Below are 25811 nucleotides of genomic sequence, written 5' to 3'. Positions count from 1 at the left end.
AAGGAAATACTACGCCTCACTACTGGAGTGAAGCGTAAATTATCACCTCTCGATACCTTTCGTTTAGCAGTAACAGTGAGGAAGCCCCTGTCTTGATAAAATCGCGTTTACTTTCAGCCCGCTCGCTACTGATATTGTTGTCAGTAATAATCGTTGCGCTGCTTTTCTCCCTGTTCCTCGCCCATCAAGGTACTCCGGTACACTACATTACCACCCCGGTTGTGGTCCGCGATTTAGAGCAAACTGTATTAGCCGATGGCACCATTCAGGCACAAAAACAGGTAAGCGTAGGCGCGCAAGTTTCAGGGCAGATAAAAACATTGCGCATTGCATTGGGTGATAAAGTCAAAAAAGGCCAGTTATTAGCAGAAATTGATGATCTTACCCAACAAAACTCGCTTAAAGACAGCGAAGCCGGGTTAAAAAATATTCAGGCCCAACGGTTGGCTAAGCAAGCCACAATGAGAAACGATCTGCTCAGTTGGCAACGCCAGAAAATGCTAATGAAAAAAGGCCTGGGAGTGCAGGCCGATTACGATAGCACACAGACTACTTTGGAAGCCACTCAGGCGGAAATAGCTGCACTTGATGCACAAATCATTCAGGCCAAAATTGCGGTTAACACGGCCCAGGTTAACCTGGGATACACAAAAATCCGCTCTCCCATTGACGGCTCTATCGTATCGATTCCGGTTGAAGAGGGCCAAACAGTCAATGCAGCACAAAGCACGCCCACTATTGCCAAAGTTGCCAACCTGAAGACCATGACGGTAGAAGCAAAAATATCAGAAGCTGACGTCATTAAAGTCAAACCCGGAATGCCGGTCTGGTTCACTATTTTAGGTAACCCCAAGAAACGCTATCAGGCCGTATTACGTGCAATAGAACCCGCCCCTGAATCCACCAGCACGGATAGCACATCAAGTACCAGCACGACCAGTTCAAGCAGTACCTCATCCTCCAGTAGTGCCATTTACTACTACGGTCTGTTTGATATTGATAATCCAGGAGAAGTCCTCCGGATTTCCATGACGGCACAGGTCTATATTCTGTTGTCATCGGTAAAAAACGCGCTGGTTGTACCGGTTACCGCATTAAGCACGATGGACGGTAAGGATGTGGTTCAGGTCGTTGGCCCCTCAGGGGAAATATCAACGAGAGAAGTAAAGGCCGGGGTTAGCGATAATGTCTATGTGCAGTTGGTGTCAGGTGTTAAAGCCGGTGAAGAGGTGATTGTCAGTCAGCAAAACAATAATGGGACAACCACCACACAGCAGCGTCCCGGCCCTCCGATGGGATTCTGAATGATGGCGATTCCTTTACTTCAGCTCACCAATGTCACGCGCCGTTTCGTTAACGGCGATCAATCCACCGATGTCCTGAAGAACATCGATCTCACTATTCAGAGCGGAGAAATGGTTGCGATTGTTGGTGCGTCAGGTTCCGGGAAGTCAACACTCATGAACCTTCTCGGCTGCCTGGACAAGCCCTCTGAAGGCGACTATAAAATTGCAGGACGCTCAATTCTCTCACAGAACAACGATCAACTGGCTGAACTGCGACGTGAACATTTTGGCTTTATTTTTCAGCGTTATCATTTACTCAACGACCTTACTGTTCAGGATAACGTAGAAGTACCGGCTATTTATGCGGGAAAAACACGCCATGAACGTCAACAACGATCGATTGAATTGTTGTCCCGACTGGGATTAAAAGAACGCCTTCACTACCATCCAAATGCACTGTCGGGGGGTCAACAGCAGCGTACCAGCATTGCCAGAGCGCTGATGAATGGCGGCGACGTCATTCTGGCGGACGAACCCACCGGGGCGCTGGACAGCACCAGCGGCCAGGAAGTGCTGAATATATTGAGAGAGCTTCACCAGCAAGGACAGACCATCATTATCGTGACTCACGATATGAACATTGCCCAACTGGCCGAAAGAATTATCGAAATAAAGGACGGTGAAATTATCGCCGACAGCAGGACAAGCCCCACTGTCTCTGTGGTTACGCCCAAACCGGCGGCAACGATCATCACTGCGAATCCGTTCAGCCAGTTTCGTGGCCGCTTTTTCAACGCTTTTAAAATGGCTTTGCGTGCCATGAATGCCCAGCGGATGAGAACGTTCCTGACCATGTTGGGCATCATTATCGGTATCGCTTCCGTCGTTTCTGTCGTCGCGCTAGGCAAAGGATCACAGCAACAAGTATTGGCAAATATCAACGCCATGGGAACCAGTACGCTGGAAATTTTCCCCGGCAAAAATTTTGGTGACATGCGTTCCAGCGCGATCCAGACACTACGGGCCAACGACATCAAACCACTGGCTGAACAGCCTTATGTTCATAGCATAACCCCCTCACTTTCCACCAGTGCTACATTGCGCTATGGCAACATCGCGGTATCCACCAATGTCACTGGCGTAGGTGAACAGTTTTTCACTGTACGGGGATATACCATTGATGAAGGCATTACCTTTCCGCCATCCAGCGTAAAGCAATTGACCCAGGACGCCGTTATCGATCAAAACACCCGGGCAGAACTGTTCAGTTCAGGGGAAAACCCAATTGGGCAGGTTATTCTGCTGGATTCTTTACCCTGTCGGGTGATTGGTGTTATCACCCGAAAACAAAGTGGTTTCGGCAGTGATGACAATCTGAATGTCTGGATCCCCTACACCACCATGATGTGGCGTATGGTGGGCCAGTCCTATCTCAAAAGCATTACGGTGAGAGTAAAAGATAACGTTGATCTCAGCATGGCCGAGCAAGGTATCACACAGGTGTTGACCCGCCAGCATGGCACCAAAGACTTTTTTATCATGAATACGGACAGTATTCGCCAAACCATTCAGAAAACGACATCGACCATGACACTACTGGTTTCGCTGATCGCTCTGATCTCGCTGATTGTCGGTGGAATTGGTGTGATGAATATCATGCTGGTTTCAGTAACGGAGAGAACGCGAGAAATAGGCGTTAGAATGGCGGTCGGTGCCCGCACCAGCGATATTCTACAGCAGTTTCTGATTGAAGCTGTTCTGGTGTGTCTGCTTGGTGGGTTTCTGGGCGTGATACTGTCTTTGCTTGCCGGCGTTATCTTCAGGCAGTTTACCAGCAGCTTCTCCATGGTTTATTCCACCACATCCATTACTGTAGCGTTCTTATGCTCCAGCCTAATTGGCGTGATATTTGGATTTTTCCCTGCTAAACGGGCCGCAAACATGCAACCTATCCATGCACTGGAAAGAGAGTAATCTAATGAAAAATAGGCGTATTCTTATCTGAATCGAGAAAAAAGCACACACAAGAGTGCTACCCTAATTCCTGGTTGAGTAAAAGAGGCAGGATATTTGCCGTTCTCTATTAACTATACCCGCCATCTTTCAAGTTGCAGATGCGTTGTTTGCCCTCACTCACTGCCAGCCATTTACTGGCGGTGGGCAGTTGGGGATTGACTCGGTTGTCACCTTCCTGGAACTTGAAATCTATTGGGTATAGATATGGATAAGCTGCCATTATACGGCGGTCAATATATCTGGTAATCCCATATTGATCGCCTCAAACATTATATTCAGAATTTAATCTGTATTTTTGATGATACTGTTTTATCAGCAGCGGTAATCAGCGCCATTTCAATATCTTCTGGTTTATATTCACCACTCAGTAACGGTAGCGGATCAATACGGTGATCTTGTAACCACTGTACTGCGGTTTCAAATTCACCGACAAAACGGAATGATCCGACCCAACGAATTTCCTTCACCAGCATCGACATTACCGGATATTCCACATTTCCAGCGCCCATTCCGACCTGCACAACAGTGCCAGCCGGTCGCGTCAACGACACAGTAGACTGGATGCCCGCCACGCTGCCGGAAACCTCAAATACGACATCAAAATAACCGTTATTTTCGAAATAGAGCGAAGCATGTTCTTTCTCCATCGGGTTAAATGTAGCGGTTGCCCCCATTTCACGGGCTAATTCCAGACAACGGCTGCTGATGTCGGAGGCCACTAATTCAGTGGCTCCGGCACTGCGTGCAGCCGCAAGAATCAAACAACCAATAGGCCCCGCACCAATAACCAACACTTTTTTGCCAACCAATGAACCAGCTACATTCACCGCGTGAATGGCTACAGCCAAAGGCTCGGCGAAAGCCATAACTTTAGGAAGCGTCTGCCCATCATAAGGAATACATTGTTTTTCATTCACTACCACATATTCCGAGAATCCGCCGTTAACATGTGGGGTAAACTGGGCGCTCCCCATAAAACGCATGGTAGTACAAAGATTCTGTTTCCCTTCCAGACAGAATTCACAGTGGTTACAAGGCTGTGATGGATTAATGGCTACATGCTGACCGGCATATAATTTGGAACCGATAGGTGATTTGCTGACGATACCGACAAACTCGTGGCCAACGACCATCGGTTGTTTCAGAATCGACATACCTGCTCGTCCATGCTGGTAGTAGTGAATGTCAGAACCGCAGATACCCCCGCAGTCCACTTTTATCAGCACATCATCCTCTCCGTATTCCAGTTCACGCTGTTCCACACGCACATCTTTTTCACCATAGGCGAAACAGGCTTTACAACTCATTGTTTGGTTCATTATTTAGCCTCAACATTAAGGGATTTCGCAGTAGATTGCGGTATTGAAGATTTTCCGGATTCAGGAGGGACGATGACTTCGATCTTTCCGACCAAAAAGGCATAGGCCAGCAACCCGATAAGGGCAACAGCGGCGATGTACCACATAGCATAATGAAAGTTATTGGTACGCTGCAGAATTACGCCAATAACGATAGGACTGATGACACCGGAAAGATTGCCGCAAATATTCAGGCACCCCCCCATGGTGCCAATAAAATTACGCGGGATAATATCACTCCATACTACCCAGCCAAGATTGGAAAAGGCATTTGCAAAGAAGGCGATAGACAGGATCGCAATAGCAATCACAGGTTGGTTTTCAAAGAAATTGACCAGACAGATAATCATTGTCAGGAACAAACCGGACATTACTGGCAGTTTGCGGGAAAAAGTACGTGACTTTCCTTTCTTCAACAACATGTCACTCAAGGTACCGCCGCACAGGACACCAGCCATCGCCATCATGTACGGGAAGGATGCCCCCAGACCAGCCTTGGCAATCGACAGGTTAAGTCCTTTCTCCAGATAAACGATAAACCAGGTCAAGAAGAAATACAGGGTGGAAGAACAAGCGAACTGGGCAATAAACAGTCCCCATATGGTACGTTTCTTCAGGAAAAAAGTGATATCACTCCAACGAACTTTATCACTGACATGGGTCTGATTTTCCGAGCCATAGCCCCCCCCTTCACGAATATAGTCCAGTTCAAGCTGATTGGTTTTATCACTATGCTGAGGATCACGGTATTTCATCAGCCAATAAACGCCGAACAGTATCCCCATACCGCCAGAGAGATAAAAAGACATTTCCCAGCCATAAATCGCCACGATGAATGACAGCACCGGCGTTAACAGCGCCAGACCAATATATTGTGCGCTGGAGTAAATGGCCGTAGCACGGGCACGCTCATGATCCGGAAACCAGGTAGCGATGATCTTGGTGTTGGAAGGAAAAGAAGGTGCTTCAGCCACGCCGATCAATGCCCGGCAGGTTAACAACATCATGAATGAGGCTGTCGCGGTGACAAACAGGTGATGAGAAGAAAACCCCATCATAAAGGTAAATATGCTCCACAGTATGATGGCGGAGCCATATAACATACGCGAACCAATACGATCGAGCACATAGCCAATCGGGATCTGGCTGGCGGCATAAAACCAGGTAAACATCGAGAATAACAGGCCAAGCTGAGTGGCGCTTAGATCAAATTCGGACTGAAGATTGCTCCCGGCGACGGAAAGGTTGGCTCTATCCATGTAATTTATTGCCGTCACAGTAAATAACAGTGACAGAATAAAAAATCTTGATTTTGTTGCTTTCATTTTTTTGTCCTGGTCAATTGTTAGTTTTTCTTTTATTAACAGATAAATAAGCAGGTTTAATCCACGGCAGAAAAATGCCGTGGGTAGAGCCTTGATCAGGTAAGATGTGGCTTGGTTACAACACGGCCAGCCAACCGCCATCGACGTATATAATCTGACCATTGATGTAGTCAGAAGCGGTAGAGGAGAGGAATACAGCGGTACCAATCAGTTCTTTCGGGTGTCCCCAACGTTTGGAGGGATTACTGGCTTTTACCCAAGCATCAAACTCTTTATTCTCTATCAGAGCGGTATTCATATCCGTGAGGATGTAGCCTGGGCCGATCGCATTGGTCTGAATATTAAATTCCGCCCATTCTGCGGCCATGGAACAGGTGAGTAGTTTAATCCCACCTTTTGCCGCAGTATAAGGTGCGACAGTAGGACGTGCAGCCTGACTAGTTAATGAGCCAATGTTGATGATTTTTCCGCCATCCCCCCGGGAAATCATCCGTTTTGCGGCAGCACGTGAAACAATAAAGGCACTGGTCAGATTGGTATCAATAACGCGTTTCCACTGCTCCAGTTCCAACTCAACCATGGGTTTTCGATATTGAATACCTGCGTTATTGATCAGGATATCCACGTACAGGCCTTGCTGCTCCAGCGTGGCAAACGCACTTTCTACCTCGTCTTCATTTGTGACATCAAAAACTATGCTATGTGCCTGATAATCTTTCTCGCGTAGTTTCTGTACTGATGCATTCAGTAAGTCTTCTCGTATGTCATTTAAAATCACACTGGCACCAGCAGCAGCCAGCCCTTCGGCATAGGCAAAACCCAGACCACGAGCAGAACCCGTAACCAAAGCTGTTTTTCCTGTTAAATCAAATAGAGCTGACATAACAAAGTCCTCATTTTTCATCATTAAAAGAAGAAATAGACATCACCAACTTGTATGACGTCATTTGTATTTAAATTGTTATACAGCTATTTTTAAATCAACATAAATTGGTTGTTTTTGTAATTACGATCACAAAACAAACTTTTGATAACTTCATCAAATGAATAAAATTATTTATTTTTCAAATAAATATAAACAATAATGACAAAAAATATTGCCATCATCATTTTCTTTTCTAATGTAGAAAAAATAAAACATCAAAAAAACAACTTGTATGACGACATATAAGTTGATAAATATGATTACAGGCAATAACTGGATGTTTGTTGTTGATGGGAACGAGCATATGTCTGCGTATTGGACAATAAACCCAATTGGTTTTAGCATTGAAATTAAGGAGTTACTGTGAGTAGTGTGAAGATCACCGCAGTGAAGACCATCCTGACAGCACCAGGAGGAATTGATCTGGCAGTGGTAAAAATCGAGACCAGTCAACCCGGCCTTTATGGCCTGGGCTGCGCTACCTTTACCCAACGGATTCATGCAGTTAAAACTGCAATTAACGAATATATGGCACCTTTCCTTATTGGTAAGGAGCCAACTCGTATTGAGGATATCTGGCAGTCTGCCTGCGTCAGTGGATACTGGCGAAATGGCCCGATTATGAATAATGCCCTCTCCGGCGTGGACATGGCATTGTGGGACATCAAAGGCAAGCTGGCCGGAATGCCGGTCTATGAATTACTTGGCGGCCGATGCCGCGATGGGATCCCTTTGTATGTTCATACCGATGGAAGTGACGAGCTTGAAGTCGAAGACAATATCCGTGCACGTATGGAGGAAGGATACCAGTATGTCCGTTGTCAGATGGGCATGTATGGCGGCGCGGGTACCGACGATCTGAAACTGATTGCCACTCAATTGGCACGAGCAAAAAACATCCAACCCAAACGCTCTCCGCGCAACAACACGCCGGGTATCTATTTCGATCCTGAAGCTTATGTAAAGAGCGTACCGCGTTTGTTCGAGCACTTACGTAATAAACTGGGGTTCGGAATTGAGTTCATTCATGACGTTCATGAGCGCGTAACACCCATTGCCGCTATTCACCTGGCGAAAACCCTGGAACAATACCAGCTGTTTTATCTTGAAGATCCCGTAGCACCAGAAAACATCGACTGGCTGAAGATGCTGCGCCAACAATCCTCCACGCCTATCTCAATGGGAGAGTTATTTACCAGCATCAATGACTGGAAACCGCTGATCACCAATAACCTGATCGACTATATTCGTTGCCATGTCAGTACCATCGGCGGAATCACCCCAGCCAGGAAACTGGCGGCGCTAAGTGAAATTCATGGTGTACGTACCGCCTGGCACGGTCCTGGGGACATTTCGCCAGTAGGCGTTTGCGCTAATCTGCATTTGGATATGAGCGTAACCAACTTTGGCATTCAAGAGTACACACCGATAAATGACGCGCTACGTGATGTGTTCCCCGGATGCCCGGAAATAACGCAGGGTTATGCCTATCTAAGTGAACGTCCTGGGCTGGGAATTGATATTGACGAAAATAAAGCCGCCAAGTACCCCTGTATTGGCGGCATTCCATCCTGGACCAACGCCCGCACGCCGGATGGCACGGCATCCCGTCCTTGAAAGGGTAAAATGGCTGCCTGGCAGCCATTCAGATTGCGGACAAACCTATATATGGAGCCCACAAATGATAGTGGGATAGATGAGTAAAACACGCGCGTCAGGGATGGCAAAGCGGGGATTACAGTAATGTCAGCATCTTTACCTTCTCCCCATTCTCACCGCTATAGCTCGTTGCTATAAGCCTGAGGCAATCTGAAATGTCTGTCTGTGCGACTGTTTCAATCAGTTATTCATTTTCCGATACTGACTGTTTTAGCTTTTCAATCGCAATAACATTGTCTGACATTGCTTCATTGAGTACCGCTACGGCGGTAGAAGAGTCACGGTTCTTGATAGCCATGAAGACTTTGATATGTGCCTCGACACTTTCTAGCGAGATACCCAATGCCCGATTCAGTTCCTCAAGGTAATAGTAATAACTATCCTTAATGGAATTCATCACATTGTAGAATACCTTGTTCTGTGAAGCCTTAGCGATTGCCAGGTGAAAATCAAAATCTGCCTGAGAATATTTTTTATAGTCATCCCTGTTTATTAACATGCGATTCAATGCCTGTTCCAGCGCAGAAATATCCTCTGTCGTAGCATTCTGAACCGCCAACTCCATACATTTGAATTCAACAGTCTGGCGGAACACCATCATATCGTGAAACTCTTCCCGACTAAGATGCATGATCGGCTGTTGCTCATTGAGCAAGGTATGCAGATTGAGTTTCTCAGTAACAAAGCTACCTTTCCCATGCTGCGTAATCACAATACCCAGATCGCGTAAACGTTGTACGGCACTACGGATGCTGACACGGCTGACATTAAACGATGTTGTCAGTTCAGACTCTGAAGGGAGCTTACAGCCTGCCGGCCAACTGCCATCCAATAGTTTTTCCTTAATTTGCTCATATACCGCGTCGACGACATTGTGTTTTTGTATTGATTGGATGCTCATAATCCTTATCGTATAAGTTGTCCTACAACATATCATTGGTATAGCATGCGGCATGAAACATTGCCCACTGTTTTGTGCTCTGAATCTAACGAAAACGTGGCGACACCAATACTGACAGTACCCTTTTTCTGTTTCCGCCTTGCCAAGGATTATCTTCTGGTTTCCATATCACCGTTGAAAGAAAATGATGATTATTGCCAGCACGACACCGGTATCATCGGCCCGACGTTGCAGTGTGATAAATGGAATATTGCCAATGCCGAGTGCGGACGCAGTCACGCCATCTTCCCCGATGAATTATCAGTATTTCCGACAGGCTAATTATTTTCCCCATAAAAAACAGGCACCGTTGAACGGTGCCTGTATAACAAAATACGGGTTAATGCGTTACAGCGATAGCAAGCGATCAAGAGAGGGTGCAAAGAAATAGCTGCCACTCACTGCGCGGGTAAAACGCAACATATCGTCACGTTTCCCGTCACGTTCACCGAACATACTCAGCAGTTGTTGTTCTATATTGTACAGGCGGGCACAGTAGGCGATGAAGTAAAGACCGTTTTTGCCACTGGCCGTCCCATAAGGTAAGCTCTGACGCAGAATTTTCAGCCCTTTGCCATCTTCTTTCAAGTCAACACGGCTGACATGAGACGTCGCTGGTCGTTGATCTGACGACAATTCTTCATTGTCCTGTTTAGTGCGACCAATAATTTGTTCCTGCTGCCCTACGCTCATCCGCTGTAACTGTTTCAGGTTATGTTCCCAACGCTGAACGAAAACATAACTGCCGCCCGATCCAGACTTCTCGTCAGGAATAATGGCAACACTATGACGCTCATCACCTTGCGGGTTTTCAGTACCATCCACAAAACCGCTCAGATCGCGCTCCTCTATCCAACGAAAGCCATGAGTTTCTTCTTCGATATGGATGGTCTTACCAAAACTGGACAGCACCGCCTGTGCCAAAGTGAAATTGACATCGTGGCGCAGAGACTGAATATGAATCAACAGGTCGCGCTGGGTAGCGGGTGCCAGGCCGTTACCTAAAGGTGTAAAAGGTTTAAGCTCTGTCGCACTGTTTTCGCAGTCCAACTCACGCCATACGTCGTCACCAAACGCAATAACGGCACCCAGACCAGCATCAGGGAAACGCTGCTGCAACTCATTCAATGCCTGACAAAACTTTTTGCAACCCTGGCGGATGGCATCAAATTCCCCTTGAACCATCGCTTCCATAAAAATGGCAAAACGGCGATGCTCCAGCAAAATACCGCTTTGAATTTGTGTCATCTCTTGCTTCCTCACGTTATTCAGTGCCTTAGTTGTTATCTGGCATCCACCATGCACAGCCTGTTCATCATACCGGATACGGTAAATTTTACTTTGCTTCAGCGCAAAATGTTCCGGTAATCACATCGGTAAAGAAAGAAACCGGGAAATACGCTGGCGATAGGGGGTAGCAAGGCGCGCGCCACAGACGCAACGCCGATAAATGCTCAGTTTCTGGCTTGGGCATGCCAGATAATTTTACTGACCTTCCATTTTTTCAGCATATCGTCAGGAGGCATCAACCCTTCCGGCCCACTCCATGTCCCAGAAAACAGGTAGCTAACGTGTTTGCTTTGCGGAGCAACACACTCCACACTTTGTGCGTTATTACCCTGCCCTAATCGACAAACATCAAACGCTTTACTGTAGTACGAACCGAATTCATCACCAATTTTCACACCCCATTGGCTGGCAATGCTCTTATCCTGTACTTCCACCTTGTTCACATGGCCTTTAGGCTCGCCGCTAATCACCAGCATCACGTTGTTATCTTTGCGAGCTTCATAAAACGCTGTCAGCTTGCCATTTTCGATACCCATGCCACTGAGCAGGGAGTAATTGCCATTCAGCGCTTTATCCAATACCGGCTGTGACAACGGCGTACCGGCGTTGATTCCCCCAACACCAGTATCAGAAACAGTGATTGGACTACCAAACCAGTTGAACGGCGACAAGCTAGACCAGGAAAAACCAGAAAGCGTACCGCATCCCGACAATAGCAGCGGTAATGCCAGAAACAACGGGCGGACTTTAATCACAACTCACTCCTCAAAATGAAACAGCACCTGATTTTTACTTGTTGGACCGATGGTGCAGACCTCAGCCGTTATGTCAGACGGGTAAAAAAACAAAAAGTGCCGCAAAACGGCTATATAGTTTAAAAACCTGGATATACCGGGCGACCACCGCGTTGTGCGTCTCTCTGAGGAGAGACACAACCTAATACTCCTGATCTTCAATCAGTCGTTTACCCAATGTCACACTATCGACAGTTTCGTAATCCAGCTTTTCATACATCCCGATAACTGCCTCATTATCTTCTCGCACCATCAGATGGATTTTCGGGCAACCACGGGCAATCAGCTTTTTCTCCAGGCGATTGATCAACGCATTGGCAATGCCTCGGCCGCGAAAATCCGGATGGACACCAAGGTAATAGGCGGAGCCACGGTGACCGTCATAGCCACCCATTACTGACCCCACCACCTCGCTACCCACTTCAGCCACCAAAAATAAATCAGGATCATGGTTGAGTTTACGCTCAATATCCATTTCCGGATCATTCCAGGGACGCAACAGATCACAACGTTCCCAAAGGGTGATCACTTCCTCAAAGTCATCCTGCCTGAATATGCGAATTTCCATTGCTGATTGCCATTCGATAAATTAGGGATGTTTTGATTATCGCGTGATTTGTGTCAGACGCAACATCAAATTCATAGGCTTCTGACGGGAAAATACGAGTAACTGCGCTGATATTCATCTGCCGCCGATTCCCGTTATACTGGCTGCTTTCTCCCCCCTCATCATAAGGGACATTATGAGCACACCTGATATCAACCAGGTCAAAAGCTTTCTGCTTTCCTTGCAGGATACGATCTGTCAGCAATTAGAGCGTATTGACGGCGCTGTAACGTTCATGGAAGATGCCTGGGAACATGCCTCTGGCGGCGGTGGTCGCAGCCGCATATTGCGACAAGGCAGTGTGTTTGAACAGGCGGGCGTCAATTTCTCTCATGTATCAGGCCCATCGCTGCCGCCATCGGCCAGCACTCACCGACCAGAACTGGCAGGCCGTCGATTCCAGGCAATGGGCATTTCATTGGTTATCCATCCGTTAAACCCTTACATTCCCACCAGTCATGCCAATGTGCGTTTCTTTATCGCGGAAAAAGAAGATGAACCCGCAGTATGGTGGTTTGGCGGTGGCTTCGATCTCACACCGTTTTATGGTTTTGAAGCAGATGCCGTACACTGGCACCAAACCGCCTACAATCTGTGTAAACCGTTTGGTGATGACGTCTATCCGCGCTACAAGAAATGGTGTGATGACTATTTTTATCTCAAGCACCGGAATGAGGCCAGAGGCATTGGTGGTCTGTTCTTTGACGATCTGAACACCCCTGATTTCAACACCTGTTTTGCTTTTATGCGCGCCGTAGGTGAAGGCTTTCTAGATGCCTATTTACCCATTGTGAATCGCCATAAAGACATGCAATGGGGTGAGCGTGAGCGTCAGTTCCAGCTCTACCGTCGTGGACGCTATGTGGAATTCAATCTGGTATGGGACCGCGGCACGCTGTTCGGCCTGCAAAGTGGTGGACGCACTGAATCTATTCTGATGTCAATGCCGCCGCTAGTAAGGTGGGAATACCAGTATCAACCCGAGCCAGATAGTCCTGAAGCCGCGTTGTACCAGGATTTTCTGCCAGCCCGTGACTGGCTGGGATTATCTGATGAAAAAGGAAAATACTAATGCCAGTTATTTGGGTAGATGCCGATGCCTGTCCCAACGTGATCAAAGAGGTGCTGTATCGCGCAGCGGAACGGACAGAGACATCAGTAACATTGGTTGCCAATCAATCGCTCAAAGTGCCACCTTCACGTTTTATTCATACCCTGCGAGTACCCGCAGGTTTTGATGTGGCAGACAATGAAATCGTGCGTCGTGCCAACCCTGGTGATTTGGTGGTGACCAGCGACATTCCGCTGGCCGCAGAAGTCCTGGAAAAACAGGCGGTGGCGCTTAATCCTCGTGGAGAACGTTATACGCCGGATACCATCCGTGAACGCCTTACATTACGTGATTTCATGGATACTTTACGCTCCAGTGGTATTCAGACTGGTGGCCCCAACGTCCTTAACCAACGGGACCGACAGCAGTTTGCCAACGAGCTGGATAAATGGCTACAGCAGAAGGCCGCATCCTGACAGGGATAAAAAAGCCGGTAGATTTCTCTGCCGGCCTGTCAGATACCAATATCACTTACCGCAACGTAGTCTGTGCTTCAACCACTGCCAGCGCCACCATGTTAATAATACGGCGAACAGAAGCAATCGGCGTCAGGATATGAACCGGTTTGGCGATACCCATCAGCACCGGACCAACCGTCACCCCTTCGGACGAAGAAACACGTAACAGATTATAGCTGATACGAGCAGACTCCATATTCGGCATGATCAGAATGTTGGCAGAGCCTTTCAACGGACTGTCAGGCATCTGTTCATTACGAATCGACTCCATCAACGCAGCATCGCCGTGCATTTCACCATCGATTTGCAAATCTGGCGCCATCTTGTTCACCAGCGCCAGCGTGTCGCGCATTTTCTTCGCTGTTGGGGAATCAGAAGTACCAAAGCTGGAGTGAGACAGCAATGCCACTTTCGGCTCAATACCGAAACGACGTACTGTCTCAGCCGCCATCAGCGTGATCTCCGCCAATTGTTCCGGCGTTGGATCAGCGTTCACATACGTATCAGCGATAAACGTATTGCCGCTTGGCAACAGCAATGCATTCATTGCACCCGCAACATGCACACCATCACGATAGCCAAACACGTCTTCCACTACAGCGAAATGCTCTTCATAATTCCCGACGGTGCCACAAATTAATGCATCGGCCTCGCCGCGATGAACCATGATAGAACCGATCAACGTCAAATTGGCGCGCATCTCACGCTGCGCCTGATCCTGTGAAATACCGCGCCGTTTCATCATCTCAAAGTATTCTTGCCAGTACGCTTTAAAACGAGGATCGGACTCGTTATTCACAACCTCAAAATCTTTTCCGATAGTAATCTGCAAGCCGAGCTTCTGGATGCGTTTTTCTATTACGCTGGGGCGGCCAATCAATATCGGGAACGCCAGCCCCAGGGTGACCAATTCCTGAGTTGCATGCAGAATACGCGGGTCTTCCCCTTCGGCCAGCACCACGCGTTTCGACTGTAGACGGGCCTGAGAAAACACCGGTTTCATGAACAGATTGGTCTTGTAGACAAACTCGGTCAGTTTCTCGGTGTAAGCATTGAAGTCCTCGATAGGACGTGTCGCCACCCCTGAATCCATCGCCGCTTTCGCCACGGCTGGTGCAATCTTGATGATCAAGCGCGGATCGAAAGGTTTGGGAATCAAGTATTCCGGACCAAAGGAGAGCTCTTGATCGCCATAGGCAGAGGCGACCACCTCACTCTGTTCCGCCAGAGCCAAATCGGCAATCGCATGAACACAAGCCAGTTTCATCTCTTCGTTGATAACGGTCGCGCCCACATCCAGCGCACCGCGGAAAATAAACGGAAAACACAGTACGTTGTTAACCTGATTCGGGTAATCCGAACGGCCGGTACAGACAATGGCATCCGGGCGGACAGCCTTCGCCAACGGTGGCAGGATTTCCGGTTCCGGGTTGGCCAACGCCAGAATCAATGGATTCGGCGCCATCGTTTTGACCATATCCTGAGTCAGCACGCCAGGACCGGAACAACCGAGGAAAATATCGGCGTCAGGAATAACATCAGCCAGTTTCCTGCAACCATTATCCTCAATAGCATAGGCGGCCTTGGTTTCAGCCATATTCTCGTCACGGCCTTTGTAAATCACGCCACGTGAGTCACAAACCACAATATTTTCGTGTCTCAGCCCCAGCGCCACCAGTAAATTCAGACAGGCGATAGACGCAGCACCAGCACCAGAGACCACCAACCGTACATCAGAAATAGCCTTTTTCACTACTCGAAGACCGTTAAGTACGGCGGCAGTACAGATAATGGCCGTACCGTGTTGGTCGTCGTGAAATACCGGAATCTTCATCCGTTCACGCAGTTTCTTCTCAATATAGAAACATTCCGGTGCCTTGATATCCTCCAGGTTGATACCGCCAAACGTGGGTTCCAGTGCAGCAATCACGTCAATCAGCTTGTCTGGATCCAACTCATCTACTTCAATATCGAAAACATCAATACCTGAGAATTTTTTAAACAACACTCCTTTGCCTTCCATGACTGGCTTGCCTGCCAGTGCGCCAATGTTCCCTAAACCCAGCACCGCTGTACCATTGGAGATAACCGCAACCAGATTTCCTCGTGCGGTGTATTTATAGGCAGCTTGCGGATCTTTGGCAATTTCCAAACAGGGTGCGGCAACGCCAGGAGAATAGGCCAACGCCAAATCACGCTGAGTGACCAGCGGTTTGGTCGGTGAAACCTGAATTTTTCCCGGTACCGGATATTGGTGGAAGTCCAGTGCGCTTTGCTTTAGTTGTTCATCCATTTTTAATTACCTTACCTTTTCGCTTTGTTGTTCAAGTAGGGTTGCGAGTTACTTAAGTATAGTGTTCACCTTTGGTTAAACCATGACGCATTACAAAATCCAAGAGTGAATATCGCTTAATATAATTAATTAATGAGGGGAAAAATCAGTTATCGAGCGCCCTTCAGGAATAAATTCTCGGACGAGTCTATGCTCAAAGTCTGGGAAATGCAGATAGCCACTCCGGGACCGCTCTCCTGCAAATATCCAGCAACAGAAAACAGATAACACAATGCAGCACGACAGCCTGCCTTATGCTGTGTCATCGACATTTCCCGTCGCAGCAATCAGAGAAAGCGCATGTCACTCTTCCCGGTAATGATGCAGTGTGTTGCCCTGCGTTTTTATTTTCATATTATTGTTCAAGGAGTTAAGCGATGAACCAATTAGAAGCCCTTAAACAGCTGACCGTTGTGGTGGCTGATAGTGGCGATATCGAATCTACCCGTCATTACTCTCCACAGGACGCTACAACCAATCCATCCCTGATCCTGAAAGCGGCCAGCCTGCCACAATACCAACCACTGTTTGACGACGCGCTGGTTTATGCCCGCAAGCAGGGCGGTTCCCGTGAAACCCAACTGATTAACGCCAGTGACCGCCTGGCGGTGAACATTGGTGCGGAAGTGCTGAAAAGTATTCCCGGCCGAATCTCTACCGAAGTGGATGCCCGTTTGTCATTTGACCGTGGGATGTGTGTTGCCAAAGCCCGCAAGCTCATTGGCATGTATGAAGAAAAAGATATTCACCGCTCGCGTATTTTGATCAAACTGGCGGCGACCTGGGAAGGGATTCGTGCCGCCGAAGAGCTGGAGAAGGAAGGTATTAACTGTAATCTGACTCTGCTTTTTTCCTTTGCCCAGGCTCGCGCCTGTGCTGAAGCTGGCGTTTACCTGATTTCTCCCTTTGTCGGACGTATCTATGACTGGTATCAAACCAGACAACCCGTTGCCGAATACGATGCCGAACAGGACCCAGGCGTACTGTCGGTACGTAAAATCTATACGTATTACAAGCAATACCGCTACCCGACTATCATCATGGGCGCCAGCTTCCGCAAGATAGAACAGATTCTGGCGCTGGCGGGCTGCGATCGTCTGACCATTTCCCCTGCACTACTGGAACAGTTGAAAAATAACGACGCACCGGTAGAACGCAAACTCAGGCCATCCACCGAGGGTTTCCATCACCCATTATCACTATCGGAAGCTGAATTCCGCTGGGAGCACAATCAGGATCCGATGGCGGTAGAGAAACTGTCTGAAGGTATACGCCTGTTTGCCGCCGATCAGCAGAAACTGGAAACGTTGCTGGCTGCAAAACTGTAATATCGGATGGCTCACCGCACACAGTAAGGGACACAAAAAAGGGGCGCCATCGCCCCTTATCGATGACTGAACTCTCAGCCTATCGTTCAGTAAACCAGCCTTGAATCTGGGCGTACTGTAATAACATAATAGTCTTACCATCTCTGATATGACCATCTTTGAGCAGAGCCATGGCCTCGGTAAAAAGTAGCTCAACAACTTCAATATCTTCATCATCCACGCCACCACCCCGCATTTCTCGCAGCGATTCATCGTATTCCGCTGCAAAAAAATGAATCAGTTCAGTCACCCCTCCGGGCGACATATACGCTTCAAACAACTTTTCCACTTTTCCTATCGCGTATCCAGTTTCTTCAATCGCTTCATTACGGATACAGGCCTCCGGCGACTGGTCATCCAGCAATCCGGCACAGACTTCCAGTAACATCCCGCTGTCGTTACCGTTAACATATGTCGGCATCCTGAATTGCCGTGTCAGCACAACAGTTCCTTTATCCCGGTTATACAACAGAATCGCCGCGCCATTCCCCCGGTCGTAAACTTCCCGCATCTGGCGAACTATCCCGCCATTTTTTCTTTTCAGATCAAATATATATTTATTCAGAACAAACCAGTGGTCGGATAAAATCTTCTTTTCAATAATTGTGATGGGTGACGACATAATTGAGCCCCGGCATACAAAGAATCCGCGAAAAATAATAAGCGTAGTAAAACAGGAATGCACGCGATACTACCAGGAATACAGGCGCGATTAACGCGCCAGCAGCGTATCGACAATCAGATAGAGGTTCAGTGAAACAACGATAAATACAATCAGTTTCCCCGTGTTTTGTATCAACCGACTGTTGACCAGATTACCCATTAATTCCCGGTTTCCGGTAAATACCAACAGTGGAATTAATGCCAAGGCGATCCCGAAACTCAGCAGAACCTGACTCAATACCAGCACTCGGGTGGGATCCATACCAGACAAAATCACAATAAATGACGGCAACATAGTAACAGAGCGGCGTAACCACAGCGGTATATGAAAATGCACAAAACCTTGCATCACCACCTGACCCGCCAGCGTTCCCACAACCGTTGATGACAGCCCTGCCATCACCAGACTCAAGCCGAATATGGTCGCGGCAGCATGCCCCAGCAATGGTTGCAACGTCAGGTAAGCCTGATCGAGATCGCTAATCCCAGTATTACCACTAAAATGAAATGCCGCAGCCGCCGTCGCCATCATCGCCAGATTCACAAATCCCGCAATGGTCATCGCTATGGAAACATCAACTTTAGTCGCGGTATAACGCTCTGCAGATGTATATTTCCCTTCCCGTTGAGTCAGGGATGAGTGCAGATAAATCACATGCGGCATGATAGTCGCACCCAATACCCCGGCAGCCAGCAATACCGCATCCGAGGTCGGAAAACTGGGAATAACCATTCCTTTGGTCAATGCCACTAACTCTGGACGTGAGAAAATCAATTCCACAATGTACGCTGCCGCAACAAACAGCAGCAGACCACCAATCACCATTTCCAGTGGTTTTTGTCCACGCTGTTGCAGCATGAGGATTAAGAAAGTCGCAATACCGGTGAGTACGGCCCCTTCCAGCAGGGACACGCCAAACAGCAATTTAAAGCCGATGGCTGCCCCGATAAATTCAGCCAGATCGGTTGCCATGGCAATGATCTCAGCCTGAACCCAATAAGCCCATACGGCAGGACGCGGGAAACGGTCACGGATATGCTCCGCCAGATTTTTCCCAGTGGCAATGCCCAACTTGGCTGAAAGTAATTGGATCAGCATCGCCATCAGGTTGGCCCAAACCACGACCCACAGCAATTGATAACCGTAAGAAGCACCCGACTGAATATTGGTGGCGAAGTTACCAGGGTCGATATAACCGATCGCTGCGATGAAAGCCGGCCCCATCAAAGAAAGTTTAACCTTTCTCGATTTGCGGCTGACTGATTCGACTACACGACTTCCCGGCATATGAGTGACCCTTCTAAAGCTGTTGTTTTACTACTTTTACATTAATGATAATGATTATCAAGTGCATTTAGAACAGCAATAATTATTACTCTAATAGGTAAAGATAATGATGCATTTACCCTATGAAAAACACCGGATTTAGCAAACGAATATTAACAAATTATAAACAAGAAAACGCAATTATTTAGAATTCAAGAATACTTATTATTTCATGCGAAAAACACCACATGAACACAATAAAAAACAGAAGGATTACAGGATGAAAGACAGGAAAATTTGAATGGAAATCTTCGAAGGGAGTGTTAGAAATTCCGTGTCATTCCAGTAATATATCATCAAAAAGGAATGACAAATGTCCCAGCCCTTTGATTTTGACAAAGCCCTGAAAGCGCTACAGTCCGGTCAGTCCCTGACCGGCAAAGATGGCATCTTAACCCCGTTAATCAAACAGTTAACTGAAGCAGCCCTGTCTGCGGAACTTGACTCCCATTTGGCTTCAGATGTGGAAGCCAACCGTAAAAACGGCTCTGGTAAAAAAACCATTAAAGCCCCGACCGGCAGCTTCGAACTGACGACTCCGCGCGATCGTAATGGCACTTTTGAGCCTCAACTGGTGAAAAAGCATCAGACCACACTGTCCGATGAGATCGAGCGCAAAATCATTCGTCTGTTTGCGCTGGGGATGAGTTACCAGGATATCAGCCGGGAGATTGAAGATTTATACGCATTCAGCGTGTCTACCGCCACCATCAGTGCCGTCACCGATAAAGTCATTCCTGAGTTAAAACAGTGGCAACAGCGCCCGCTGGAGAAAGTTTATCCTTTCGTCTGGCTGGACGCCATTCACTATAAAATCCGCGAGGATGGCCGTTACCAGAGCAAAGCCGTTTACACTGTGCTGGCGCTGAATCTGGAAGGCAAAAAAGAAGTTCTGGGTCTGTATCTGTCGGAAAGCGAAGGGGCAAACTTCTGGCTATCTGTATTAAGCGATCTGCAAAACCGTGGCGTTGAAGACATCCTGATAGCCTGCGTGGACGGACTGACTGGGTTCCCGGAGGCGATAAACAGCATTTATCCGCAGACAGAGGTGCAGTTGTGCGTTATTCACCAGATACGCAACTCGATTAAATACGTGGCCTCAAAGCACCATAAAGCCTTCATGGCCGACCTGAAGCCGGTGTATCGTGCGGTGTCAAAAGAAGCCGCAGAAACGGCACTGGATGAGCTGGAGGCCAAATGGGGTCAGCAATATCCGGTGGTGCTCCAGTCATGGCGGCGCAAGTGGGAAAACCTGTCAGCGTACTTCCGCTACCCGGCTAACATACGCAAAGTGATCTACACAACCAACGCGATAGAATCGGTGCACCGTCAGTTCAGGAAACTGACCAAAACCAAAGGCGCTTTTCCGAATGAAAACAGCCTGTTGAAACTGCTTTATCTGGGACTGATGAATGCACGGGAGAAATGGACAATGCCGATCCAGAACTGGAATTTGACATTGTCGCAGTTAGCCATTTATTTTGAAGGACGACTGAATAGTGTGATAACGCTATAGAGTTTTTAACGTGACACAGAATTCTGAACGCTCTCTCTTCGAAGACAACCGCCGCGAAGCCATTGTCTTCGGAGAAAAGGAAATATTATTCTTTGGCTTTAGACACAGCCACCATTGCCGGACGCAGTAGTCGACCATTCAACGTGTAACCTTTCTGCATCACCATCATGACGTGATTCGGCTGATGATCGGCAGATTCAAGCATAGTCATGGCCTGATGGATTTCCGGATTGAACGGTACATTGACCTCGTCAACCACATCAATACCAAACTTATGCACTGCCGCCAACAGAGATTTCAGCGTCAGTTCAACACCTTCAATCATGGCAGACAGTGCTTCATCAGACTTGTCGGCCATTTCCAGTGCGCGCTCCAGATTATCAATCACCGGTAACATTTCACCCGCAAACTTTTCCAATGCAAATTTGTGGGCCTTTTCAATGTCAATATCCGTACGGCGACGAATATTCTCAATCTCTGCGCGAGCACGCATCACGTTATCACGTTCACGCTGCTGCACATCGTTCAACTGTGCTTCCAGTTCGGCAATACGCTCATCACGCGGGTCAACCACTTCTGTCATCTCCGGCATGGCTTCCGCTTTCTGCCCTTCTGCCGTTTCCTTTTGATCCAAGACTTGCTCGTCAGGTGACTTCTGATCTTTACTACTCATGAAATTCTCCGCGGTTTTAGCATTGTTCTCGCTAGTTCGCTTATTATGGGGATCAAACGCGGGGTTTCAAGGGAACGATTCACATATTGCCTTAAAACACGGAGTGCCGGACACTTTGGTGAGGATAATCGATTCAATGAACAAACTATTTAACTGCATCGGCATTGTCGGTCATCCGCGCCATCCCACGGCACTGACCACTCATGACATGCTATATCACTGGTTGAGCGATAAAGGCTACTCCGTGCTGCTCGAACCACAGATTGCCCACGCCCTCAATCTGAAAGACGCCGTAACCGGTAATTTGGATGATATCGGGCGACAGGCAGATCTGGCCATCGTGATTGGGGGGGACGGCAATATGCTGGGAGCAGCACGAATACTTTCACGTTATGATGTTAGCGTGATCGGTGTTAACCGCGGTAACCTTGGTTTCCTCACTGATTTGGATCCCGACCATACTCAGCAACAGCTCAGTGATGTGCTGGCAGGTCATTATATTTGCGAAAGCCGCTTCATGCTGGAAGCACAGGTATGCCGCACAAAGCAGGCCAACAGTATTAGCACAGCGATCAACGAAGTCGTTCTTCATCCGGGGAAAGTCGCTCATATGATCGAGTTTGAAGTCTATATCGATGATAGCTTTGCCTTTTCTCAACGTTCAGATGGTCTGATCATTTCCACCCCTACCGGTTCCACCGCTTATTCCCTTTCTGGAGGCGGCCCTATTCTTACCCCTACGCTGGATGCCATTGCACTGGTTCCCATGTTCCCGCACACACTGTCGGCACGTCCGCTGGTAATTAACAGCAGCAGTACTATTCGGCTGAAGTTCTCCAAAATCACTAACGATCTGGAAATCAGCTGTGACAGCCAGATCTCGCTGCCAATACAGGAGGGCGAAGAGGTTTTCATCCGCCGCAGCAAACATCACCTCAACCTCATTCATCCCAAAGATTACAGCTATTTCAATACATTAAGTAGCAAACTCGGATGGTCTAAAAAATTGTTCTAAAAATGACCGCAAGCCACTTTACTGTATAAAAAACCAGTTTATACTGTACGTAATCACACTTGTTGTTACATACAGGAAACTACCATGCTGGCGCAACTCACTATCAGTAACTTCGCCATCGTGCGCGAACTGGAAATTGATTTTCAAGCCGGGATGAGCGTCATTACCGGCGAAACCGGTGCAGGTAAATCCATTGCGATTGATGCTCTCGGTCTCTGCCTCGGGAACCGTTCTGATGCCAGCATGGTTCGTCCGGAAGCGGCACGTGCAGATATCTGCGCCCGTTTTTCACTGGCTGACACCCCGGCGGCATTGGTCTGGCTGGAGCAAAACCAGCTTGATGACAGCAATGAATGCCTGCTGCGACGAGTTATCGGTGCCGACGGACGTTCCCGTGGTTTTATTAACGGTACCGCTGTTCCGCTTTCCCAACTACGGGAACTGGGCCAACATCTGATCCAACTACACGGTCAACATGCACACCAACTGTTGCTTAAACCAGAACATCAGCGCCATCTGCTGGATGCCTACGCCGATGAACCTCAATTACTTTCTGCCATGCAGCAAGTCTGGCAACAGTGGCACCAAAGCTGTCGTGAACTGGCCCAACACCAGCAGGCAACCATTGAACGGGAAGCACGCCGGGAACTTCTGCAATACCAACTGAAAGAACTGAATGACTTCGCTCCACAGGCCGGAGAATATGAACAGATTGATGCCGAGTACAAGCGTCTGTCCAACAGCGGACAGCTGCTCGCTCTTAGCCAACAAGCGCTACAACTGCTTAGTGAAGGTGAAGAACAAAACTTGCTCAGTATGTTGCACACCGCAAAACATCAGCTTTCTGAACTGATCAGCATGGATGAAAAACTCGCTGGAACACTGACATTACTGGAAGAAGCCGACATCCAAATCAGCGAGGTCAGTGATGAGTTGCGTCATTACAGCGACCAGATGGACCTTGATCCAATCAGATTGTACGAACTGGAACAGCGCATTTCCCGACAATTAACACTGGCCAGAAAGCATCACATTGCACCGGAAGATCTACCCACTTTTTATCAACAAATGCTTAATGAGCAACAGCAACTGGATCAGCAGGAAAGCGATCATGAAATGCTGAGTCGCACAGTGAGTGAGTACCATCAACAAGCCCTGCATTTGGCTGAACAATTACATATTCGCCGTAGCCACCATGCTAGTGAGCTAGCACAGTTGATCACAACCAATATGCATGCCCTGGCTATGCCGCACGGGCATTTCAGCATAAACGTCGAGTTTGCACCGGAATCTCTCGGCATCAATGGTGCAGACCATATTGAATTCCGCGTGACGACTAACCCAGGCCAGCCCCACCAATCACTGGTGAAAGTAGCATCTGGTGGCGAGCTTTCTCGTATTGCTCTGATCATTCAGGTCATTACAGCACAGAAAATGGATACTCCGGCGCTGATTTTCGACGAAGTCGATGTCGGTATTAGTGGCCCAACGGCGGCTATTGTCGGTAAGATGTTGCGTCAGTTGGGGGAATCCACTCAGGTTATGTGTGTTACCCACCTGCCACAAGTCGCAGGCTGCGGCCATCACCACTTTTTTGTCAGCAAACAAACTGACGGTTCGGAAACAGAAACCCTGATGCAGCCGTTGGATAAGCGGGCACGATTACAGGAACTCGCTCGCCTGCTGGGTGGCAGTGCCGTAACGAAAAATACGCTGGCAAACGCAAAAGAGTTGTTAGCCGCATAAAAACATTGAATGTGTTTTTTAACAGTGCACTGTAACGACCTACGGGGTGGTTGTTGAGATGGATGCCATAAAAAAGCCCAACTTTTTTGACTTCCCGAGGTCTTACATGGGTCTTGCAGGTTTTCAAGTCAGGCAAGGTCTATTATCATCTGCAACCTATGCCCTTAAGGAATGTAATCACTATGCGCTGTAAAACGCTAACTATCGTCGCCACGGTGGTTGTTGTTATGCTGACTGCCGGATGTTCCACGCTAGAAAAAGTGGTTTATCGGCCGGACATCAACCAGGGAAACTATCTGGCACCGGCTGATGTCGCCAAAATTCACACCGGTATGACCAAACAACAGGTTGTCTATATCTTGGGTACACCGATGCTGAAAGATCCGTTTGGTAGCAATACCTGGTATTATGTCTTCCGCCAACAACCTGGTCACGAAGCAGTAAAACAGCAAACCTTGACATTGACGTTTAACAGTGACGGCGTACTCACAAACCTGAATAACAAGCCTGCACTGTAACAATGCCCAGATATTGTCGGCGATAGAAAGTTATTCACTTAGTGGTGAACTGCGCCGACAAATAGACAGATAATAAGGTACTTGCGTGCCTTATTTTTTTGCGCGTTCTGCACGTTGACGACGTAGTTCTTTCGGGTCGGCAATCAAAGGTCGGTATATTTCAACACGATCGCCTTCACTGAGTACATCAGTTAACCTGACAGGTCGGCTATAGATGCCGACTTTGTTAATGCTCAAATCAATATCTGGCCGTAATTCTAACAATCCAGAAGCAACAACGGCCTGTTCAACTGTAGAGCCGTCCGCCAGGGTTAATGACCTCAGGTACTGACGATCCGGTAAGGCATAAACGACCTCCACGTGAAGTTCAGGCACGGTAAACCTCTTTGGCACGTTGCGTGAATGCCTGAACCATATTGTTTGCCAGTTCTTTAAAAATTTTTCCGAAGGCCAGTTCAATCAATGCATTCTTGAATTCAAAATCCAGATGCAACTCGACTTTACAGGCATCTACACTAAGTGGCGTAAAGTGCCAACCTCCATTTAGCTGACGAAATGGACCATCAACCAGTTGCATGGCAATGTTTTGATTGCTGGTTAACCTATTACGGGTGGTAAACGTTTTGCTAATACCGGCTTTTGATACATCAACAGCCGCGGTCATCTCCTCCGGTGTAGAGGACAAAACCCGACTCCCCGTGCACCCTGGCAAAAAATCAGAGTAAGAAGGGATATCATTGACCAGTTTATACATCTGCTCCGCACTGAATGGGACCAATGCCGATCGATTTATCTTGGGCATACAATTTTCCGTGAGTCATAAAACGCGCAAAATAATAGCATTGATACGCGGTCAGATAAAAATTATGCGAACGTTATCGCAAG

24 protein-coding genes are annotated in these 25811 nt (G+C 47.8%); 11 read left to right on the top strand and 13 right to left on the bottom strand.

What is annotated here, in order from left to right; translation table 11 throughout:
• The first annotated feature begins 95 nt into the window (after positions 1 to 95).
• A complete protein-coding gene (locus PCO85_04465) occupies positions 96 to 1304 on the top strand; it encodes an efflux RND transporter periplasmic adaptor subunit (GenBank protein WJV55993.1) in 1209 nt (402 codons plus the stop codon).
• 3 nt (positions 1305 to 1307) lie between these two features.
• A complete protein-coding gene (locus tag PCO85_04460; GenBank protein WJV55992.1) occupies positions 1308 to 3260 on the top strand; it encodes a MacB family efflux pump subunit in 1953 nt (650 codons plus the stop codon).
• Positions 3261 to 3577: 317 nt separating this feature from the next.
• Here PCO85_04460 and idnD read toward each other — a convergent pair whose 3' ends face one another.
• From idnD to PCO85_04445, 3 genes are all read right to left on the bottom strand, one after another.
• Entirely contained in the window at positions 3578 to 4621 is a 1044-nt protein-coding gene (gene idnD, locus PCO85_04455) for an L-idonate 5-dehydrogenase (GenBank protein WJV54702.1), read from the bottom strand.
• On the bottom strand, positions 4621 to 5985 hold the full coding sequence (locus PCO85_04450; GenBank protein ID WJV54701.1) for an MFS transporter: 1365 nt from the start codon (positions 5983 to 5985) through the stop codon (positions 4621 to 4623). The genes idnD and PCO85_04450 overlap by 1 nt, the downstream gene beginning before the upstream one ends.
• Positions 5986 to 6100: 115 nt before the next feature.
• Entirely contained in the window at positions 6101 to 6868 is a 768-nt protein-coding gene (locus PCO85_04445; GenBank protein WJV54700.1) for an SDR family oxidoreductase, read from the bottom strand.
• Positions 6869 to 7273: 405 nt separating this feature from the next.
• Between PCO85_04445 and PCO85_04440 the strand changes: the two genes are divergently transcribed.
• Positions 7274 to 8527, top strand: a complete 1254-nt coding sequence (locus PCO85_04440) for an enolase C-terminal domain-like protein (protein WJV54699.1) — start codon at positions 7274 to 7276, stop codon at positions 8525 to 8527.
• Between the two features lie 226 nt (positions 8528 to 8753).
• Here PCO85_04440 and PCO85_04435 read toward each other — a convergent pair whose 3' ends face one another.
• A complete protein-coding gene (locus PCO85_04435; GenBank protein WJV54698.1) occupies positions 8754 to 9470 on the bottom strand; it encodes a FadR/GntR family transcriptional regulator in 717 nt (238 codons plus the stop codon).
• A 45-nt stretch (positions 9471 to 9515) separates the two neighbouring features.
• Here PCO85_04435 and PCO85_04430 point away from each other — a divergent pair, with 45 nt between their 5' ends.
• A complete protein-coding gene (locus PCO85_04430) occupies positions 9516 to 9791 on the top strand; it encodes a hypothetical protein (protein ID WJV54697.1) in 276 nt (91 codons plus the stop codon).
• A 66-nt stretch (positions 9792 to 9857) separates the two neighbouring features.
• Here the strand turns inward: PCO85_04430 and PCO85_04425 are convergent, their stop codons facing one another.
• The 3 genes from PCO85_04425 to PCO85_04415 all read right to left on the bottom strand — a co-directional run bounded on the left by PCO85_04425 (position 9858) and on the right by PCO85_04415 (position 12161).
• Positions 9858 to 10757 (bottom strand): Dyp-type peroxidase, encoded by a 900-nt coding sequence (locus tag PCO85_04425; GenBank protein ID WJV54696.1) that lies wholly within the window; start codon positions 10755 to 10757, stop codon positions 9858 to 9860.
• A gap of 206 nt (positions 10758 to 10963) precedes the next feature.
• Positions 10964 to 11554 (bottom strand): RpoE-regulated lipoprotein, encoded by a 591-nt coding sequence (locus tag PCO85_04420; protein ID WJV54695.1) that lies wholly within the window; start codon positions 11552 to 11554, stop codon positions 10964 to 10966.
• 181 nt (positions 11555 to 11735) lie between these two features.
• Positions 11736 to 12161: a GNAT family acetyltransferase gene (locus tag PCO85_04415; GenBank protein WJV54694.1), complete on the bottom strand. Its 426-nt coding sequence runs from the start codon at positions 12159 to 12161 to the stop codon at positions 11736 to 11738.
• A 175-nt stretch (positions 12162 to 12336) separates the two neighbouring features.
• Between PCO85_04415 and hemF the strand changes: the two genes are divergently transcribed.
• Complete coding sequence (gene hemF, locus PCO85_04410) at positions 12337 to 13272, top strand: oxygen-dependent coproporphyrinogen oxidase (GenBank protein ID WJV54693.1); 936 nt, start codon at positions 12337 to 12339, stop codon at positions 13270 to 13272.
• Positions 13272 to 13727 (top strand): YaiI/YqxD family protein, encoded by a 456-nt coding sequence (locus tag PCO85_04405; GenBank protein ID WJV54692.1) that lies wholly within the window; start codon positions 13272 to 13274, stop codon positions 13725 to 13727. Before hemF ends, PCO85_04405 begins: the two co-directional genes overlap by 1 nt.
• 55 nt (positions 13728 to 13782) lie before the next feature.
• Here PCO85_04405 and maeB read toward each other — a convergent pair whose 3' ends face one another.
• Positions 13783 to 16062 (bottom strand): NADP-dependent oxaloacetate-decarboxylating malate dehydrogenase, encoded by a 2280-nt coding sequence (gene maeB, locus PCO85_04400; GenBank protein WJV54691.1) that lies wholly within the window; start codon positions 16060 to 16062, stop codon positions 13783 to 13785.
• Positions 16063 to 16478: 416 nt separating this feature from the next.
• On the opposite strand from maeB, the gene tal reads away from it, so the two are divergent.
• Positions 16479 to 17429 carry a transaldolase gene (tal, locus tag PCO85_04395; GenBank protein ID WJV54690.1) on the top strand — a complete coding sequence of 317 codons (951 nt, stop codon included), beginning with the start codon at positions 16479 to 16481 and terminating at the stop codon, positions 17427 to 17429.
• 79 nt (positions 17430 to 17508) lie between these two features.
• Here the strand turns inward: tal and nudK are convergent, their stop codons facing one another.
• Together nudK and PCO85_04385 are read right to left on the bottom strand one after the other, a co-directional pair.
• Positions 17509 to 18090, bottom strand: coding sequence for a GDP-mannose pyrophosphatase NudK (gene nudK, locus PCO85_04390; GenBank protein WJV54689.1), 582 nt, complete (start codon positions 18088 to 18090; stop codon positions 17509 to 17511).
• Between the two features lie 90 nt (positions 18091 to 18180).
• Entirely contained in the window at positions 18181 to 19419 is a 1239-nt protein-coding gene (locus PCO85_04385) for an Nramp family divalent metal transporter (GenBank protein ID WJV54688.1), read from the bottom strand.
• Positions 19420 to 19771: 352 nt separating this feature from the next.
• On the opposite strand from PCO85_04385, the gene PCO85_04380 reads away from it, so the two are divergent.
• Complete coding sequence (locus PCO85_04380; GenBank protein ID WJV54687.1) at positions 19772 to 20974, top strand: IS256 family transposase; 1203 nt, start codon at positions 19772 to 19774, stop codon at positions 20972 to 20974.
• 85 nt (positions 20975 to 21059) lie between these two features.
• Here PCO85_04380 and grpE read toward each other — a convergent pair whose 3' ends face one another.
• The gene (gene grpE / locus PCO85_04375; protein WJV54686.1) at positions 21060 to 21647 is read right to left on the bottom strand and encodes a nucleotide exchange factor GrpE; all 588 of its coding nucleotides are present in this window, start codon (positions 21645 to 21647) and stop codon (positions 21060 to 21062) included.
• A 136-nt stretch (positions 21648 to 21783) separates the two neighbouring features.
• On the opposite strand from grpE, the gene nadK reads away from it, so the two are divergent.
• From nadK to bamE, 3 genes are all read left to right on the top strand, one after another.
• The gene (gene nadK, locus PCO85_04370) at positions 21784 to 22662 is read left to right on the top strand and encodes an NAD(+) kinase (protein ID WJV54685.1); all 879 of its coding nucleotides are present in this window, start codon (positions 21784 to 21786) and stop codon (positions 22660 to 22662) included.
• A gap of 84 nt (positions 22663 to 22746) precedes the next feature.
• Positions 22747 to 24408, top strand: a complete 1662-nt coding sequence (gene recN / locus PCO85_04365) for a DNA repair protein RecN (protein ID WJV54684.1) — start codon at positions 22747 to 22749, stop codon at positions 24406 to 24408.
• A gap of 182 nt (positions 24409 to 24590) precedes the next feature.
• Positions 24591 to 24926: an outer membrane protein assembly factor BamE gene (gene bamE, locus PCO85_04360; GenBank protein WJV54683.1), complete on the top strand. Its 336-nt coding sequence runs from the start codon at positions 24591 to 24593 to the stop codon at positions 24924 to 24926.
• Positions 24927 to 25016: 90 nt separating this feature from the next.
• On the opposite strand, the gene PCO85_04355 is transcribed toward bamE, so the two are convergent.
• Positions 25017 to 25301 (bottom strand): RnfH family protein, encoded by a 285-nt coding sequence (locus tag PCO85_04355; protein ID WJV54682.1) that lies wholly within the window; start codon positions 25299 to 25301, stop codon positions 25017 to 25019.
• Positions 25294 to 25728: a type II toxin-antitoxin system RatA family toxin gene (locus tag PCO85_04350; protein WJV54681.1), complete on the bottom strand. Its 435-nt coding sequence runs from the start codon at positions 25726 to 25728 to the stop codon at positions 25294 to 25296. The genes PCO85_04355 and PCO85_04350 overlap by 8 nt, the downstream gene beginning before the upstream one ends.
• Between the last annotated feature and the right edge of the window lie 83 nt (positions 25729 to 25811).

Source organism: Prodigiosinella aquatilis (assembly GCA_030388725.1).
GTDB classification, from domain to species: domain Bacteria; phylum Pseudomonadota; class Gammaproteobacteria; order Enterobacterales; family Enterobacteriaceae; genus Prodigiosinella; species Prodigiosinella aquatilis.
Note: the sequence above shows the minus strand (reverse complement) of the source record. Positions and strands in the feature narration are given on the sequence as shown.